General features: G+C 49.7%; 12 protein-coding genes and 1 riboswitch. Of the genes, 10 read left to right on the top strand and 2 right to left on the bottom strand.

The window, feature by feature from the left end; genetic code table 11:
• Positions 1–57 precede the first annotated feature (57 nt).
• A complete protein-coding gene (map, locus tag GCU39_RS15855; protein WP_152394409.1) occupies positions 58–804 on the top strand; it encodes a type I methionyl aminopeptidase in 747 nt (248 codons plus the stop codon).
• Between the two features lie 402 nt (positions 805–1,206).
• Here map and GCU39_RS15850 read toward each other — a convergent pair whose 3' ends face one another.
• Positions 1,207–2,418 carry an MFS transporter gene (locus GCU39_RS15850; protein WP_152394408.1) on the bottom strand — a complete coding sequence of 404 codons (1,212 nt, stop codon included), beginning with the start codon at positions 2,416–2,418 and terminating at the stop codon, positions 1,207–1,209.
• Between the two features lie 230 nt (positions 2,419–2,648).
• Here GCU39_RS15850 and hemE point away from each other — a divergent pair, with 230 nt between their 5' ends.
• The 7 genes from hemE (at position 2,649) to GCU39_RS15815 (ending at position 9,833) form a co-directional block, all read left to right on the top strand.
• Complete coding sequence (hemE, locus tag GCU39_RS15845) at positions 2,649–3,698, top strand: uroporphyrinogen decarboxylase (RefSeq protein WP_152394407.1); 1,050 nt, start codon at positions 2,649–2,651, stop codon at positions 3,696–3,698.
• A 26-nt stretch (positions 3,699–3,724) separates the two neighbouring features.
• Positions 3,725–4,672 (top strand): ferrochelatase, encoded by a 948-nt coding sequence (gene hemH / locus GCU39_RS15840; RefSeq protein WP_152394406.1) that lies wholly within the window; start codon positions 3,725–3,727, stop codon positions 4,670–4,672.
• 9 nt (positions 4,673–4,681) lie between these two features.
• Positions 4,682–6,142, top strand: a complete 1,461-nt coding sequence (gene hemY, locus GCU39_RS15835; protein ID WP_407671717.1) for a protoporphyrinogen oxidase — start codon at positions 4,682–4,684, stop codon at positions 6,140–6,142.
• Between the two features lie 106 nt (positions 6,143–6,248).
• Entirely contained in the window at positions 6,249–7,607 is a 1,359-nt protein-coding gene (locus GCU39_RS15830) for a CapA family protein (protein ID WP_152394404.1), read from the top strand.
• Positions 7,608–7,620: 13 nt separating this feature from the next.
• Positions 7,621–8,370: a glycerophosphodiester phosphodiesterase gene (locus GCU39_RS15825; protein ID WP_152394403.1), complete on the top strand. Its 750-nt coding sequence runs from the start codon at positions 7,621–7,623 to the stop codon at positions 8,368–8,370.
• 1 nt (position 8,371) lies between these two features.
• Entirely contained in the window at positions 8,372–8,995 is a 624-nt protein-coding gene (locus GCU39_RS15820) for a fumarylacetoacetate hydrolase family protein (RefSeq protein WP_152394402.1), read from the top strand.
• A 22-nt stretch (positions 8,996–9,017) separates the two neighbouring features.
• Entirely contained in the window at positions 9,018–9,833 is an 816-nt protein-coding gene (locus GCU39_RS15815; protein ID WP_152394401.1) for a DUF92 domain-containing protein, read from the top strand.
• Positions 9,834–9,898: 65 nt separating this feature from the next.
• Here the strand turns inward: GCU39_RS15815 and coaA are convergent, their stop codons facing one another.
• Positions 9,899–10,819, bottom strand: coding sequence for a type I pantothenate kinase (gene coaA, locus GCU39_RS15810; protein WP_152394400.1), 921 nt, complete (start codon positions 10,817–10,819; stop codon positions 9,899–9,901).
• Positions 10,820–11,063: 244 nt separating this feature from the next.
• Positions 11,064–11,163: riboswitch (purine riboswitch) on the top strand.
• A 72-nt stretch (positions 11,164–11,235) separates the two neighbouring features.
• On the opposite strand from coaA, the gene GCU39_RS15805 reads away from it, so the two are divergent.
• Positions 11,236–12,663 (top strand): NAD(P)/FAD-dependent oxidoreductase, encoded by a 1,428-nt coding sequence (locus GCU39_RS15805; RefSeq protein WP_152394399.1) that lies wholly within the window; start codon positions 11,236–11,238, stop codon positions 12,661–12,663.
• Between the two features lie 265 nt (positions 12,664–12,928).
• Positions 12,929–13,270 (top strand): DUF1516 family protein, encoded by a 342-nt coding sequence (locus tag GCU39_RS15800; RefSeq protein WP_152394398.1) that lies wholly within the window; start codon positions 12,929–12,931, stop codon positions 13,268–13,270.
• Positions 13,271–13,301: the final 31 nt, after the last annotated feature.

Raw genomic sequence — 13,301 nt, 5'->3', positions numbered from 1 at the left:
CATTTGCTAAAATCGATCAATTTCAATACACTATACAAATGACAGGAGGCGCGTGAGATGATTACGATTAAGACAAAAGAACAAATTGCGAACATGAAAGCGGCAGGCGAAATTCTCGCTGCGTGCCATCGTGAGATCGCGAAGATGATCAAGCCTGGGGTTACGACACAGGAAATTGATAAATTTGCAGAGAAATTCATTCTTGAACATGGTGCAACGCCGGAGCAGAAGGGATACAACGGCTATCCTTATGCAACATGCGCTTCGGTAAATGACGTGATCTGCCATGGGTTCCCGAAACCGGAGGCGCTTAAAGACGGGGACATCGTGACGATCGATATGGTCGTGAACTTGAATGGCTGGTTAGCGGATTCTGCTTGGTCTTACCGCGTAGGGAACGTATCCGAGCAAGCCGATCAATTGCTTCGCGTGACGGAAGAGTCCTTGTATAAAGGGATTGAGAAGGCGGTCATTGGCAACCGTCTTGGCGATATTGCGAATGCGATCCAGGTGCATGCGGAGTCGAATAACTTCTCGGTCGTACGCGAATTTATCGGTCACGGCATTGGCCAAGTGATGCATGAAGAACCGCAAGTTCTTCATTACGGGCCTGCGGGCCGCGGTACACGGCTGAAGGAAGGCATGGTCATTACGATTGAGCCGATGCTCAATACGGGAGACTGGCGGAGCAAGCTGGATAGCGATGGATGGACGGCAAGAACGAAGGATGGCGGCTTGTCTGCCCAATACGAGCATACGATTGCGATTACGGCAGAGGGACCCGTTATCCTGACCGCACAATAACTCGCCATAAGTGCATGTTCAAAAAGTCGGCATTTCAGTACCTGAAAGTTTTCTATGAAAACTAGCATCGTAAGCATATGCTGAGGTTGCGAGAACCTGAAGGGTCTATGCTTCCGTAGCGAGTTTTTCTTCGAAAAACTTTCAGAGGAACGGAGTTTAGGCGAAACCTAAATGAGTACCTGAAATGTTTCCGAAGGAAACATGCTTCGTAAGCGCAAACTCTTCGAAGGTGAACGCAAGATTCGATGTCGATTATGGTTCTTGAATGACTTCGTGATCAAATGATGACTTTTTGAACAACCTTATAAGATCATAAAAGGGTTGCCTCGCTGCGATGTTTCATTCATCGCAGGGGCAACCCTTTTGACATGTTCGTGCAGCATGGATATGTTTGGAAAGTAGTTATGTAGTGCCTTTCACGCGAGTGTTGCGATATAAGGTCATCCATACCCACAGCCCGTTACAGAGCAGCAGAATCCCGGAGGAAATGAAAATGCCTTGTATGCCAATATTTCCGGATAATGCGCCGGCAATGATCGGACCGAGCATGTTTCCGAGCGCAAGCGTGCTGCTGTTAAAGCTGTAGGCGCGGCTCTCCATGCCATCCGGTGTATATTTGCGGATGAGTGAATTCACGGAAGGCAATAGACCGCCCATGAACATCCCGAGGATGAACCGACATAAGATCAGCTGCCAGACGCTGCCGACGAAAGCCTGAGGGATCAGGGTGACGGATGCACCGATTAAGCAGAAGAACAGAATCCCATTGGACCCGATGCGGTCGCTTAGCTTGCCAAGCAAGGGGGAAGCGATCATATTGGATATCCCTGTGATGGAGCTGACGAATCCGGCCCAGAAGGCAAGATTAACGCTCGTACCGTGCAGCTCTTGGACATATAGTGGCATGAGCGGCATCGGCCCCATCATCGCGAATTGCAGCAAGAAGGTCACGGCGAATAAGGCCATAAGCGGACGATATTTGGTAAGCTGCATGAATCCGGCGATAACCGAAATGTCGGGCTTCTTCGCGGCCTCCTCACGGTTGAATTTCTCTTTAATTAAGAAGGTAGCGACGAAGGAAGCAGCAAAGATGAGTGCGCCAGTAATGTAGAAAATGGGACGGTAGCCGATCGTATCTGCGAGCAGGCCGCCAATGAACGGTCCTAAGATTGTTCCGGCAACTTGTCCGGATTGCAGCATGCCCATGGCGAATCCCATACGCTGCTTCGGGGTAGAAGATGCGGCAAGCGAAATCGCTGCAGGGTTGAAGCCGGAGATCGTCCCGTTCAATAGACGCAGCAATAAGAGCTGGAATGGCGTCTGTGCGAAGCCCATGAGGACCATGACGATCGCCATGCCGAACCCCGAGCGGAGCAGCATCATTTTCCGTCCATATTTGTCGGCGAACTTGCCCCAGATCGGCTGGAATATGAATGATGTCAAGAAATTCGCGGCGAAGATGAATCCGGCCCATGTGCCGATTTGATGCGGGTCAGAAAGACCGAGATCATGCTGCAGGTAGAGCGACAAGAAGGGAATAATCATCGTCATGCCGGCATTGACGAGGAATTGACCGACCCAGAGAACGACAAGATTGACTTTCCATTGTTGCATGGCAGGGATCACTCCTTTCTAAGATGATAGATAAATCTGTAGACGGGTTTCGAACGATCCTGTATTGGAAATTATAGCATAAGGTGCAGTAATGGACGAATCAGGGGAGGTTACTCGTGCGTGACGATTGTCATTGAATTGTCATAGGGAGTGATTCGAGATAGGTTGAGACACTATATGAAAAAGGGCATAATGAACTTATTGATATTAGGGTAGATTGGAGAATTGACATGATTACGAATGACCGGTTTCTAAGAGCATGCCTGAAGCAAGAGGTCGATCAGCTTCCTGTCTGGTACATGCGACAAGCAGGGCGTTACGACCCGGATTACCGCAAAATCAAAGAGAAATACAGCTTGCTCGAAATTTGCAAACAGCCAGAACTGGCTGCGGAAGTTACATTAATGCCGATCCGCAAGCTCGGAGTGGACGCGGCCATTTTATATTCAGATATTATGAATCCGGTTGCTTCAATTGGAATTGATTTTGATATTGTTGCCAATGTAGGTCCAGTCATACATAATCCGATCCGTACGGCTGAGGATGTAGCGAAGCTGCGTCCCATTGATGTGGAAGGCGATCTCTCGCATGTTCTCGAGACGATTCGAATTCTTGATCGCGAACTCGAAGTGCCGCTTATCACGTTCGCAGGGGCGCCATTTACGATCGCGAGCTATCTCATTGAAGGCCGACCTTCACGGAATTACCGTTTAACGAAGCAAATGATGTATAGTGCGCCAGAGGTTTGGTTTGCCTTAATGGATAAGCTAGGAGATATGGTTATTGCTTATCTCAAAGCGCATGTCGCGAACGGGGCGAAAGCCGTTCAATTGTTCGATAGCTGGGTAGGGGCGCTTGCGCCACAGGATTTCGAACATTATGTTTTGCCTACGATTAAGCGGATTTTCGCTTCGCTAAGCGAAGTGGATGTGCCGAAAATCTACTTCCCAGGGGTGAGCTCCGGGGAATTGCTGCCGACATTGCGTGATTTAGAAGCGAATGTGATCGGATTGGATTGGCGTGTATCCCTTACGGAAGGGAGAGCACGCGTGGGTTCGAAATTTGCCATTCAAGGGAATTTGGATCCATTCTTACTCACCGCCCCGATCCATGTGCTCGAAGAACGCGCAAGACAGTTGATTGATGAAGGGATTCAGCAGCCAGGTTATATTTTCAATCTGGGCCATGGATTGTTCCCTGAGGCATCACTGGATGCATTGAAACATTTAACGGATTATATCCATGCCTATTCGCGTGAAGCGATTCGCGCAAGAGGCTAAGGCATCCACAGAGGGGGATAAGGAATATGTCACAGAACAAAATTGGTGTATTGGTGATGTCCTATGGCACGCCTGAAAGTCTAGATCAAGTGGAAGCTTATTATACGCATATTCGCCGCGGGCATCCGCCAACGGCAGAGCAGCTAGAAGAGCTTACTAACCGCTATGAGAAAATCGTAGGCGGGTTCTTCCCGCTGCGTGAGAATACGAATCGTCAAGTCGAAGCGTTAGAAGAGATGCTGAATCGCGAATACGGTCGTGACGATGTGACATTCGTCTGCTACCAAGGCTTGAAGCATGCCCACCCATTGATTGAGGAAGGCGTTGAACAGATGGCACAGGACGGCATTCAGCAAGCTGTCGGCATTGTTCTCGCACCGCATTATTCGATCATGAGCGTAGGCGGGTATATTCAACGGGCGAAGGCCCAAGCCGAAGAGAAGGGCATTGCGATGTCGTTCGTCCAAGATTATCATCTGCATCCGCTCCTGCTGGATGCATTGGTTCAGCGTGTTGAAGATGCATTGCGTAAATTCGGGGAGCTGGAGCAAGCGAAACGTGACGTTCGAGTCTTGTTCAGCGCACACAGCCTTCCTGCAAAAATTCTTGAGATGGGCGATCCCTATCCAGATCAGCTCCTAGCGACTTCCCGAGCCATTGCAGATCGCGTAGGACTGACGCAGTGGCAGTTCTCTTGGCAGAGTGCTGGGCAGACGTCTGTTCCATGGCTTGGGCCGGATGTGCTGGATACGCTCCACACCCTGGTGCAAGAGGAACAGGTGAAGCAGGTGCTCGTGGCGCCGATCGGCTTCGTATCCGATCACTTGGAAGTGTTGTATGATTTGGATATAGAGGCGCAGCAAGTGGCTGCGGAGTTAGGCATTCATCTGGAACGTACGGCATCACTCAACACCGATCCGCTCTACATTGCAACACTTGCGGATGTGGTGCATCAACAACTAGAGGGGAAGTGACCGTCCATGGTGAACACAGCGTCTCGTCACGTTGTTGTCATTGGCGGAGGGATAAGCGGACTGAGCTCCGCTTTTTATTTGCATAAATACGGGGTAGAGCAGGGGCTTGATTTGAAAGTAACCCTGATAGAGAAGGAAGCGAGCTTCGGCGGCAAGATTATGACGCTGCATCGGGACGGCTTTGTGATCGAGAAAGGGCCGGACTCTTTCCTTGCGCGGAAATTACCAATGATTGACCTCGCCCGTGAATTAGAGCTGGAGGACGAACTCGTCGCGACAAGTCCGGATAAGAAGCAGACGTACATTATGCATCATGGGAAGCTGCACAAGATGCCCCCGGGATTATCGCTCGGGATTCCGACGCAGATTACGCCATTTCTCAAGACCGGACTCATCTCAGTGGCAGGAAAACTTAGAGCCGGAATGGACCTGTTCATTCCGAAGCGCACCGAACAGAGTGATGAGTCCCTAGGTTCGTTCTTATCGCGTCGTCTTGGCTCAGAAGTGCTGGAGAATATCGCCGAACCGCTGCTTGCGGGTATCTACGCTGGGGATACGTTCAAGCTGAGCCTTCAATCAACATTCCCGCAATTCGGAGAAATTGAGCAGAAGCACGGCAGTCTAATTCGCGGTATGAAGTCGAGCGTGTCGTCTTCGAAGCCGTTGAACTTGCCGGGTCAGACCGATGCGGTTCGCAAAAGTATGTTCTTGACGTTCAGGCAAGGGTTGCAGTCCTTGGTTCATGCGCTTGTGCATGATTTGCATACCAAGGCAGAGCTGCTCCCAAATACGGGCGTAACGGCGATTGAACTTGTGGACCATCAGGATCAGACGTCCCCTCGTTATCGCGTCGTATTGGATGAAGGGGAGCCGCTTGTTGCAGATGCGGTGCTGGTTGCGACACCTACCTTCGCGGCTGGACCTCTACTCACGCCTTACGTTGATACGACCATGTTGGATCAATTGGCGTATATCTCGGTTGCGAATGTCGTCATGGCGTTCGATGCAGCCGATATTCCGAATCCGCTGGATGGCTCAGGATTTCTCATTCCGCGCAAGGAGAAACGCAACATTACCGCTTGCACATGGACTTCGAACAAATGGCCCCATTCAACGCCGGAAGGGAAAGTGTTAATCCGTTGTTATGTGGGCCGCGAAGGCGAGGAGCAGAATGTGGACTTGCCGGATGATCAGCTCGCTGCGCTCGTTCGCAAGGATTTAAGAGAGATCATCGGTATCCAAGCAGAGCCGCTCTTCACCGAGATTACGCGATTGAAGAAATCGATGCCGCAGTATCCGGTTGGTCATTTAGATGCGCTTGCAAGCCTTCGGCGTGAACTATCGGACAAGCTTCCAGGCGTGGAGATCGTCGGTTCGGGATATGAGGGCGTCGGGTTGCCTGATTGCATCCGTCAAGGCCGGGATGCAGCTGCGCGTATGGTAGAATGGGTGAAAATCCCTGCCAATTGATGAATAAACTTACATCTTTCTTGAAAAAGTACTATTCTATCCTGGAATATTGATATAATGGGATGAGTAGTGCTTTTTTTGCTGAAAAAATACGTGAGGAGAATCTATGTATATCTCAAGATCAGATGCCCATCGGGCACAAAAATCGAGAAGAAGGCGTAAGATCCGTACCTTGTTGACGCTGAATCTGGTCATGCTGCTGCTTATCGCAGGGTTAGTGGGGGTATACGTCTTTAAGTTCCAAGGCAATCCGCTGGAGGCGGAGGCGGGGAACGATCGCGGCTCGGTGCAGACGCAAGAGCATCTTGTGACAGAGGAACCGAGTGACGGCGTGGAATCCAATGCTGAGGAAGATGCGGATAACGTCGATCCTGCCGCTGGCACGACGGAATCGGATCTTCCATCAGGTGACCAAGTCGGGGATGACGGCGTAGAACAGACGGGCGACGGTCCTGCTGTGGAGCCTGCAGAGGAAGCCAACGCTCAAGTCGTATTGCCTGACCAAGACGGCATTAAGCTATCATTCGTTGGTGATATCCAAATGTCGGGCAAGGTCGCAGAATTGATCAACAAGAACGGTGATGATTATCCATTTCATTATGTGAAGTCGATGTTCGAACAGGATGACTTAACGGTCGCGAACCTGGAGACACCCATTACGTCAGGTGGCACGCCCGCAGAAGACAAACAATTTGTGTTCAAATCGGCGCCGAGCTCAGCGGGAGCTCTTGGCAAGGCAGGCATCGAAATGGTGACGCTTGCGAATAACCATGTACTCGATCATGGCGTGTCAGGTCTTATGGATACGATCAAACATTTGGACGCCGCAGGTATCCGATATTTTGGCGCTGGTAAGGACGAGGAAGAGGCATTCAAGATAGCCTATGTGGAATGCAAAGGAAAACGCATTGCATTATTAGGGTTTTCCCGTGTTCTGCCGAAAACGAGTTGGTTCGCAAAAGGGAAAAACCCTGGGGTGGCTGAGACCTATAATTCAGCTATGGCGCGCGCAAAGATCGCTCAAGCCCGAAAAGAGGCTGATTTCGTCATTGTGACGGTGCATTGGGGGGTTGAGAGAGCAGACAAACCAAACGCCGTACAGAAGCAGCTCGCACGCGAGTATGTTGATGCCGGGGCAGACCTGATTATCGGCAGCCATCCGCACGTGCTTCAAGGGTTCGAGCAGTACAAAGGGAAATGGATTGCATATAGTCTCGGTAATTTCGTATTTACCCGTTCGAGTAATCCGATGACCTGGGAGACAGCCGTTCTGCAAGTTACGCTGAATCGCGATGGCAGCTGCGCGCTGCAAATGTTGCCGTTCCATGCGAATCTCGGTCAGGCTGTACCGATGGATCAATCGGCGGGTTCGAAGCTGTTGAAGCGGATTTCTACGTTGTCTCACCCGTTAGGCGCTGAAGTTCGTCAGGATGGGCGAATTGGTACGATCAGTCGTACGAGGTAAGGAGGAGCATGGCATGTACTTAGGGGGAAATTGTTGTGTCGCACATCGCGGTTGGTCATCCAAAGCACCCGAGAACACGCTAGCGGCGATACAGCTGGCGATGTCTGAACCATACATATCTTGGATTGAATTTGATGTACAGTTAAGCAAGGACGGCGTGCCCGTCTTGATACATGACTATTCGCTAGAGCGTACGACGAACGGCCAAGGGCTCGTGCGGGAAAAAAACTATGCAGAACTTGAACAATTAGATGCAGGTTCGTGGTTCTCTCCAGCTTATGCTGGGGAGAAGATCCCTTCTTTAGAAGAAGTCTTCGATATCGCAGGTGGTCGACTTCGGATGAACATTGAACTGAAGACGCAAGGGAATATGTATCCTGGACTGGAAGAAGCGGTCATTGATTTGATTTATCGCTATACGCTGCAGCATGATGTTGTGTTGACGTCGTTCGAACCCAGCGTTGTTCAACGGGTGAAGCGGCTTGCACCACAATTACGAGTCGGACTGATTACAGAGATGCCGAGTGCGGATTATGCCGCGGTGTGCCGCTCACTGGGAGCGGATTTTCTGTCTTTATATTATCCATTGTTCACCAAGCAGAGCGCTGCTGCACTGGCGCAGCAGGGAATTGGCATGATGGCATGGACATGCAATCATACGAAAGACATTTTACATGTTGCTGAGCTGCATCCGGATGTGATGATTTGTACGAATTATCCGGATCGCTGGGATTCAGCTATTGGAAAAGGGGAAAAGGAATAAGATGCAATCGATGATTCAGAATGTGTACTGTGTAGGTCGGAATTATCGTCTACATGCGGCAGAGCTTGGGAATGAGGTACCAACGAAGCCGATGATCTTCATGAAGCCGACGCATGCGGTTGTCCCAATGAATGGTGAGCATATCACGATGCCGAAGGATCAAGGAGAGCTTCATTATGAGGCAGAACTGGTCATTCGGATCGGCCGCGATTATGAACCGGGCATGTCCATGGATGATCTGATCGATGTCATGGCGCTCGGGATCGATTTTACGCTTCGTGATGTTCAGACCGTATGCAAGCAGAAAGGCCACCCATGGACGGCGGCGAAGGCTTTCCGCAATTCTGCGCCCATTACGCCTTATATCGCTTTCCCAGGCGTCGATGCGCTGCCGGAGCATGATTTTGTATTGCTGAAGAATGGTGTGGAAGTCCAGCGCGGTAATGCGCGAGATATGATTTTTGATGTGAAGACCATTGTGGATTTTGTTGCCATGCATTATGGGATCGGCAAAGGCGACATCATTTTCACGGGTACGCCAGCAGGGGTCGGAGCTGCAGTGGCAGGGGACAAGCTGGAACTCTTCTATGGGGACAACAGACTAGATTCATGTATCATCGCGTAGGAATAAAGGGGAAGATTGAAGCATGTGGAGTTGGGTGATTGGATTCGGTTGCAGTGCGCTCGTTGCTTATTCGGCTTATAAACGAAATTCGTTATCTTCGTCGGGGATGCTCGCAGCTATCCTGATGGGAACGATTTTTTTCGCCATGGGAAGTCCGCTCTGGTATGGGATTCTACTCGCATTTTTTGTCTCTTCGAGTGTGATGTCGCACGTGAAGAAGAGTGCCAAAGAAACCTATGAAGCGGCTTACGAGAAATCAGGGCGTCGGGACGCTGGGCAAGTGTTCGCTAACGGTGGGATCGGCATGCTCCTGTGTATTGCCTTCGCGATCCATCCGGATCCCATCATTGTCGCGGCATTCGTCGGCGTCATGGCCACGGTGACGGCGGATACGTGGGCCACGGAGATCGGCAGCCTAAGCCGTTCACAGCCGCGCTCCATCCTCACGTGGAGACGTATCCCGACGGGGACGTCAGGAGGCGTATCGGCGCTGGGAACAGGCGCTGCCATGTGCGGCGGTCTATTTATTGGTGTATGCGCAGCAGCATTGGACTGGCTGTCTCCTATACAGCAAAGCGTCCCGATCTACCTCTTTTTGCTGATGGGATGGATCGGCGGAACGGCAGGTGCATTCACAGATTCGATCATGGGAGCGACTTGCCAGGTTATGTATCGCTGCCCAAAATGCGGGAAAATGGTCGAACGGAAGGACCATTGCGGTGTGCGAACGAATCGAACACGAGGGCTCTCATGGATGAATAATGATCAAGTGAATTGGATAAGCTCCTGCGCCGGCGGATTGGTCGCTATCATTTTGCTGTTCGTGGCAGGCGTATAGAACAGACAGGCTGTCTTCAAGTCATGTAAATGACGGAAGACAGCCTGTTTTTGTTGATGAGCTAACTATTTTCGGAGATGAATTTTCTGGACCGTATGGCTTGCGCCCTTCTCAAGGATGAGTTTCGCGCGCGCTTTCGTCGGCAGGATGTTCTCTGTCAGATTGAGCTCATTGATGTTACGCCAGACATTCGAAGCCATCTGCAAGGATTCTTCTTCGCTTAGGCTGGCATAACGATGGAAGTATGATTGCGGATTGAGGAAAGCGGTCTTCCTTAACATGCGGAATCGGTCTAGATACCAGCTCTTCAAGTCATGAACGCCTGCATCGACGAAGATTGAATAATCGAAGAAGTCGCTAACGAAGACGGATGCCCCGCGATTCACCTGCAATACGTTAATCCCTTCGATAATGAGAATCGCCGGCTTACGGACGGTCTGCACTTCATCACGCAGAATATCGTAGCTGAGATGCGAATACATGGGAGCGGTCACTTCCGGCTTCCCTGACTTGATATCGGTTAGGAATTGGATGAGCTTGCGAATATCATAGCTTTGCGGGAAGCCCTTCTTGTCCATGATCCCTTTCGCTTCGAGCACATGATTTGGATACAAGAAGCCGTCCGTCGTAACAATATCAATGTTGGCATAACCCTCGTATGTAGATAAGATGGCCTTCAGCAGTCTTGCGGTTGTGCTCTTGCCTGCCGCAACACTGCCTGCAATCCCGATAATATAAGGCGCGTCGGATACCGGCTTTTGCAAGAATTGAGCTTCGGCAGCCTTGACCTGCTTCGCAGCCTCGGCTTGGAGATGGAGAAATGCAGCCAAGGGGAAATAAACCTCTTGCACTTCATCGATGGTGATCTGATCGTTCAACGACCTTAATTGCTCTAAATGTTGTGGGGTGATCACTGGTCGATCTTGCAGCATGAGTTGTGCCCATTCTTGCCGGGATAGCGTGAGATATGGATGGTATTTATGCATGGTTGTACCTCGCTAGCATTGTATTGGGAGTAGTGCATTATGGTTAATATCATAACAGATCTTTGGTGAAATGCAGATCCCTTATGTACCAAGCAATCTCGGTATTTTTATTAATATTCGGAATTTACGAAGTTTATATAGCTTGTATTCATGGGTGATCTTCCTGTTTTCTGAAAAACACGAACAATATTCACGCCATACGCTTGACATATTCGTTGTTGTCCGTTACGATATCCATATCAACATGAATAAATTTGAATCAATTCGTATATCCTCAGTGATATGGACTGAGGGTCTCTACAAGGAGCCGTAAATTCCTGTCTACGAATGGGGCATTTGTCGTACCCCCATTCGTTGGACAGGTTTTTTTGTGTTGTTACCATGAAGCGAAGACAACATGTACTTAGGAGGATGACATGAGTAATCAATATGATGTAATTGTCGTAGGAGCAGGGCCAGCAGGTATTTTTACATGTTATGAATTAACACTGAAGGCGCCGCAGCTTCGCGTATTATTAATCGATAAAGGTCATGACATTTATCGTCGGCGTTGCCCGATTCTCGAGGAGAAAATCCAACTCTGCCCGCCACCAGCAGGGAAGAAGGATTTTGCCGGATGCTTGCCAGCATGTTCGATTACGAGCGGATTCGGTGGAGCGGGTGCGTACAGTGACGGTAAGTTCAACGTAACGACGGAATTCGGCGGTTGGATGACTGATTACTTAAGCCCATCTAAAGTATTGAACTTGATTAAATATGTGGACCAGATCAACCTTGATCATGGTGCAACCGAGTCGATTACGGATCCGACAACGGATATCGTTCGTGATATTGAGCAGCGCGGCTATGCGGCAGGACTTAAGCTGTTGCGCGCACAAGTTAGACACTTGGGTACAGAGCAGAATCTTGAGATTCTGAAATCGATCTTCGAATATTTGAAGGATAAGATCGACATGATGTACAAGACAGAAGTTGATGACATTATTACGGATAAAGAAACGAAGCAAGTGCGCGGTGTTGTATTGAAGAACGGAACAGAGTACAAAGCTGATCATGTCGTTATCGTGCCAGGCCGCGACGGTTCCGCATGGCTCACGGAAGTGCTGAAGAAACGCAAGATCAAAATGTTCAACAACCAAGTTGACGTGGGCGTACGCGTGGAGACATCGGATGTAGTGATGCGCGAGATTAACGAGCACCTCTATGAAGGAAAGTTCATCTATAACACGTCGGTAGGCACACGCGTAAGAACATTCTGCTCGAATCCATCCGGACACGTGGTCGTCGAGAACCACAGCGGTGTCATGGCGGCGAACGGTCACTCATTCAAGGATCCAGCGCTTGGCTCGGCGAATACGAACTTCGCTCTGCTGGTCTCACACCGTTTTACAGATCCATTCGATAAGCCGAATGAATATGCGCGTGAGATTTGTAAACGGGCGAACGATCTATCGAGCGGCGGCGTCATTGTTCAGAAATATGGGGATATTCTGCGCGGCAGACGTTCCACAGAAAATCGGATTCGCGAAGGCTTCTTGGAGCCGACGCTCACGGAAGCCGTACCTGGTGATCTTGGACTAGTGCTTCCATACAACACGATGAAGAGCTTGATCGAAATGGTTGAGGCACTCGACAAAGTGACGCCAGGCCTTGCATCCGAGCACACCTTGTTCTACGGCGTTGAAGCGAAATTCTACTCGGCACGTCCGAAGCTGTCAGAATCGTTCGAGACGGAAATTCCAGGCTTGTATTGCGGCGGAGACGGAGCGGGGATTACGCGCGGGCTTGCACAAGCAGGTGCGGCAGGCGTGTGGATCGCAAGAAACATTATTGGGCAAGCATAATGACAGTTAGGGATGCAACCCTAAGTTCATGAGGAGGCTTCTGTACCGGATGATCCGGTACAGAAGCCTTTTTTGGTACAGACTATGATCTTTTTCACAAGATATGCGTGCGAATGTAGGGATTGTTTCATCATTTTGTGAACAAAATCGATCATTTTCAGTTATGGAATTGCTTTTCATTATAATCAAACGTACAATCTAGATGATATGCGTTAACAATACATAGTCTAACATGATAGCGAATACAGAATAGGAGGGTTTTAACATGGATGTGTTTAATATTTTTTATCAGTCCCATGCTGGTTCGTGGGCAATTCTCGTGCTGTTCTTCGTCATTAGCTGTATCTTCAAACGTCAGAAAGTAACACCGATGATCACACGTCTGTTCTATTTGATTATGCTCATCTCGGGGATTGGCATGCTCGTGAAGTTGAACTTCCCGCTCATGTACATCGTGAAAGGGATCTTGGCGATTGGATTAATCGGCATGATGGAAATGATTATGGGTCGTCTGCGCAGAAACCAACCGACGATGATGTTCTGGATTATCTTGGTTATTCTGCTTGCACTTATTGTGTGCATGGGATACGGTGTCATCTCGTTCTAATGCACGCTTATTCGCTCGCGAGGGGATATAC

This window comes from Paenibacillus guangzhouensis, from assembly GCF_009363075.1.
Classification (GTDB): domain Bacteria; phylum Bacillota; class Bacilli; order Paenibacillales; family Paenibacillaceae; genus Paenibacillus_K; species Paenibacillus_K guangzhouensis.
The sequence above is the reverse complement of the archived record's forward strand: the minus strand, read 5'-3'. Positions and strand labels throughout refer to the sequence as shown.

What these genes read in the sequence shown, in the direction of transcription:
- coaA (WP_152394400.1), bottom strand. Translation starts at nt 10,819, where the DNA reads ATGCATAAATACCATCCATATCTCACGCTATCCCGGCAAGAATGGGCA.
- GCU39_RS15815 (WP_152394401.1), top strand. Translation starts at nt 9,018, where the DNA reads ATGTGGAGTTGGGTGATTGGATTCGGTTGCAGTGCGCTCGTTGCTTAT.
- hemH (WP_152394406.1), top strand. Translation starts at nt 3,725, where the DNA reads ATGTCACAGAACAAAATTGGTGTATTGGTGATGTCCTATGGCACGCCT.
- GCU39_RS15825 (WP_152394403.1), top strand. Translation starts at nt 7,621, where the DNA reads ATGTACTTAGGGGGAAATTGTTGTGTCGCACATCGCGGTTGGTCATCC.
- GCU39_RS15800 (WP_152394398.1), top strand. Translation starts at nt 12,929, where the DNA reads ATGGATGTGTTTAATATTTTTTATCAGTCCCATGCTGGTTCGTGGGCA.
- hemE (WP_152394407.1), top strand. Translation starts at nt 2,649, where the DNA reads ATGATTACGAATGACCGGTTTCTAAGAGCATGCCTGAAGCAAGAGGTC.
- GCU39_RS15850 (WP_152394408.1), bottom strand. Translation starts at nt 2,418, where the DNA reads ATGCAACAATGGAAAGTCAATCTTGTCGTTCTCTGGGTCGGTCAATTC.
- GCU39_RS15805 (WP_152394399.1), top strand. Translation starts at nt 11,236, where the DNA reads ATGAGTAATCAATATGATGTAATTGTCGTAGGAGCAGGGCCAGCAGGT.
- GCU39_RS15820 (WP_152394402.1), top strand. Translation starts at nt 8,372, where the DNA reads ATGCAATCGATGATTCAGAATGTGTACTGTGTAGGTCGGAATTATCGT.
- GCU39_RS15830 (WP_152394404.1), top strand. Translation starts at nt 6,249, where the DNA reads ATGTATATCTCAAGATCAGATGCCCATCGGGCACAAAAATCGAGAAGA.
- map (WP_152394409.1), top strand. Translation starts at nt 58, where the DNA reads ATGATTACGATTAAGACAAAAGAACAAATTGCGAACATGAAAGCGGCA.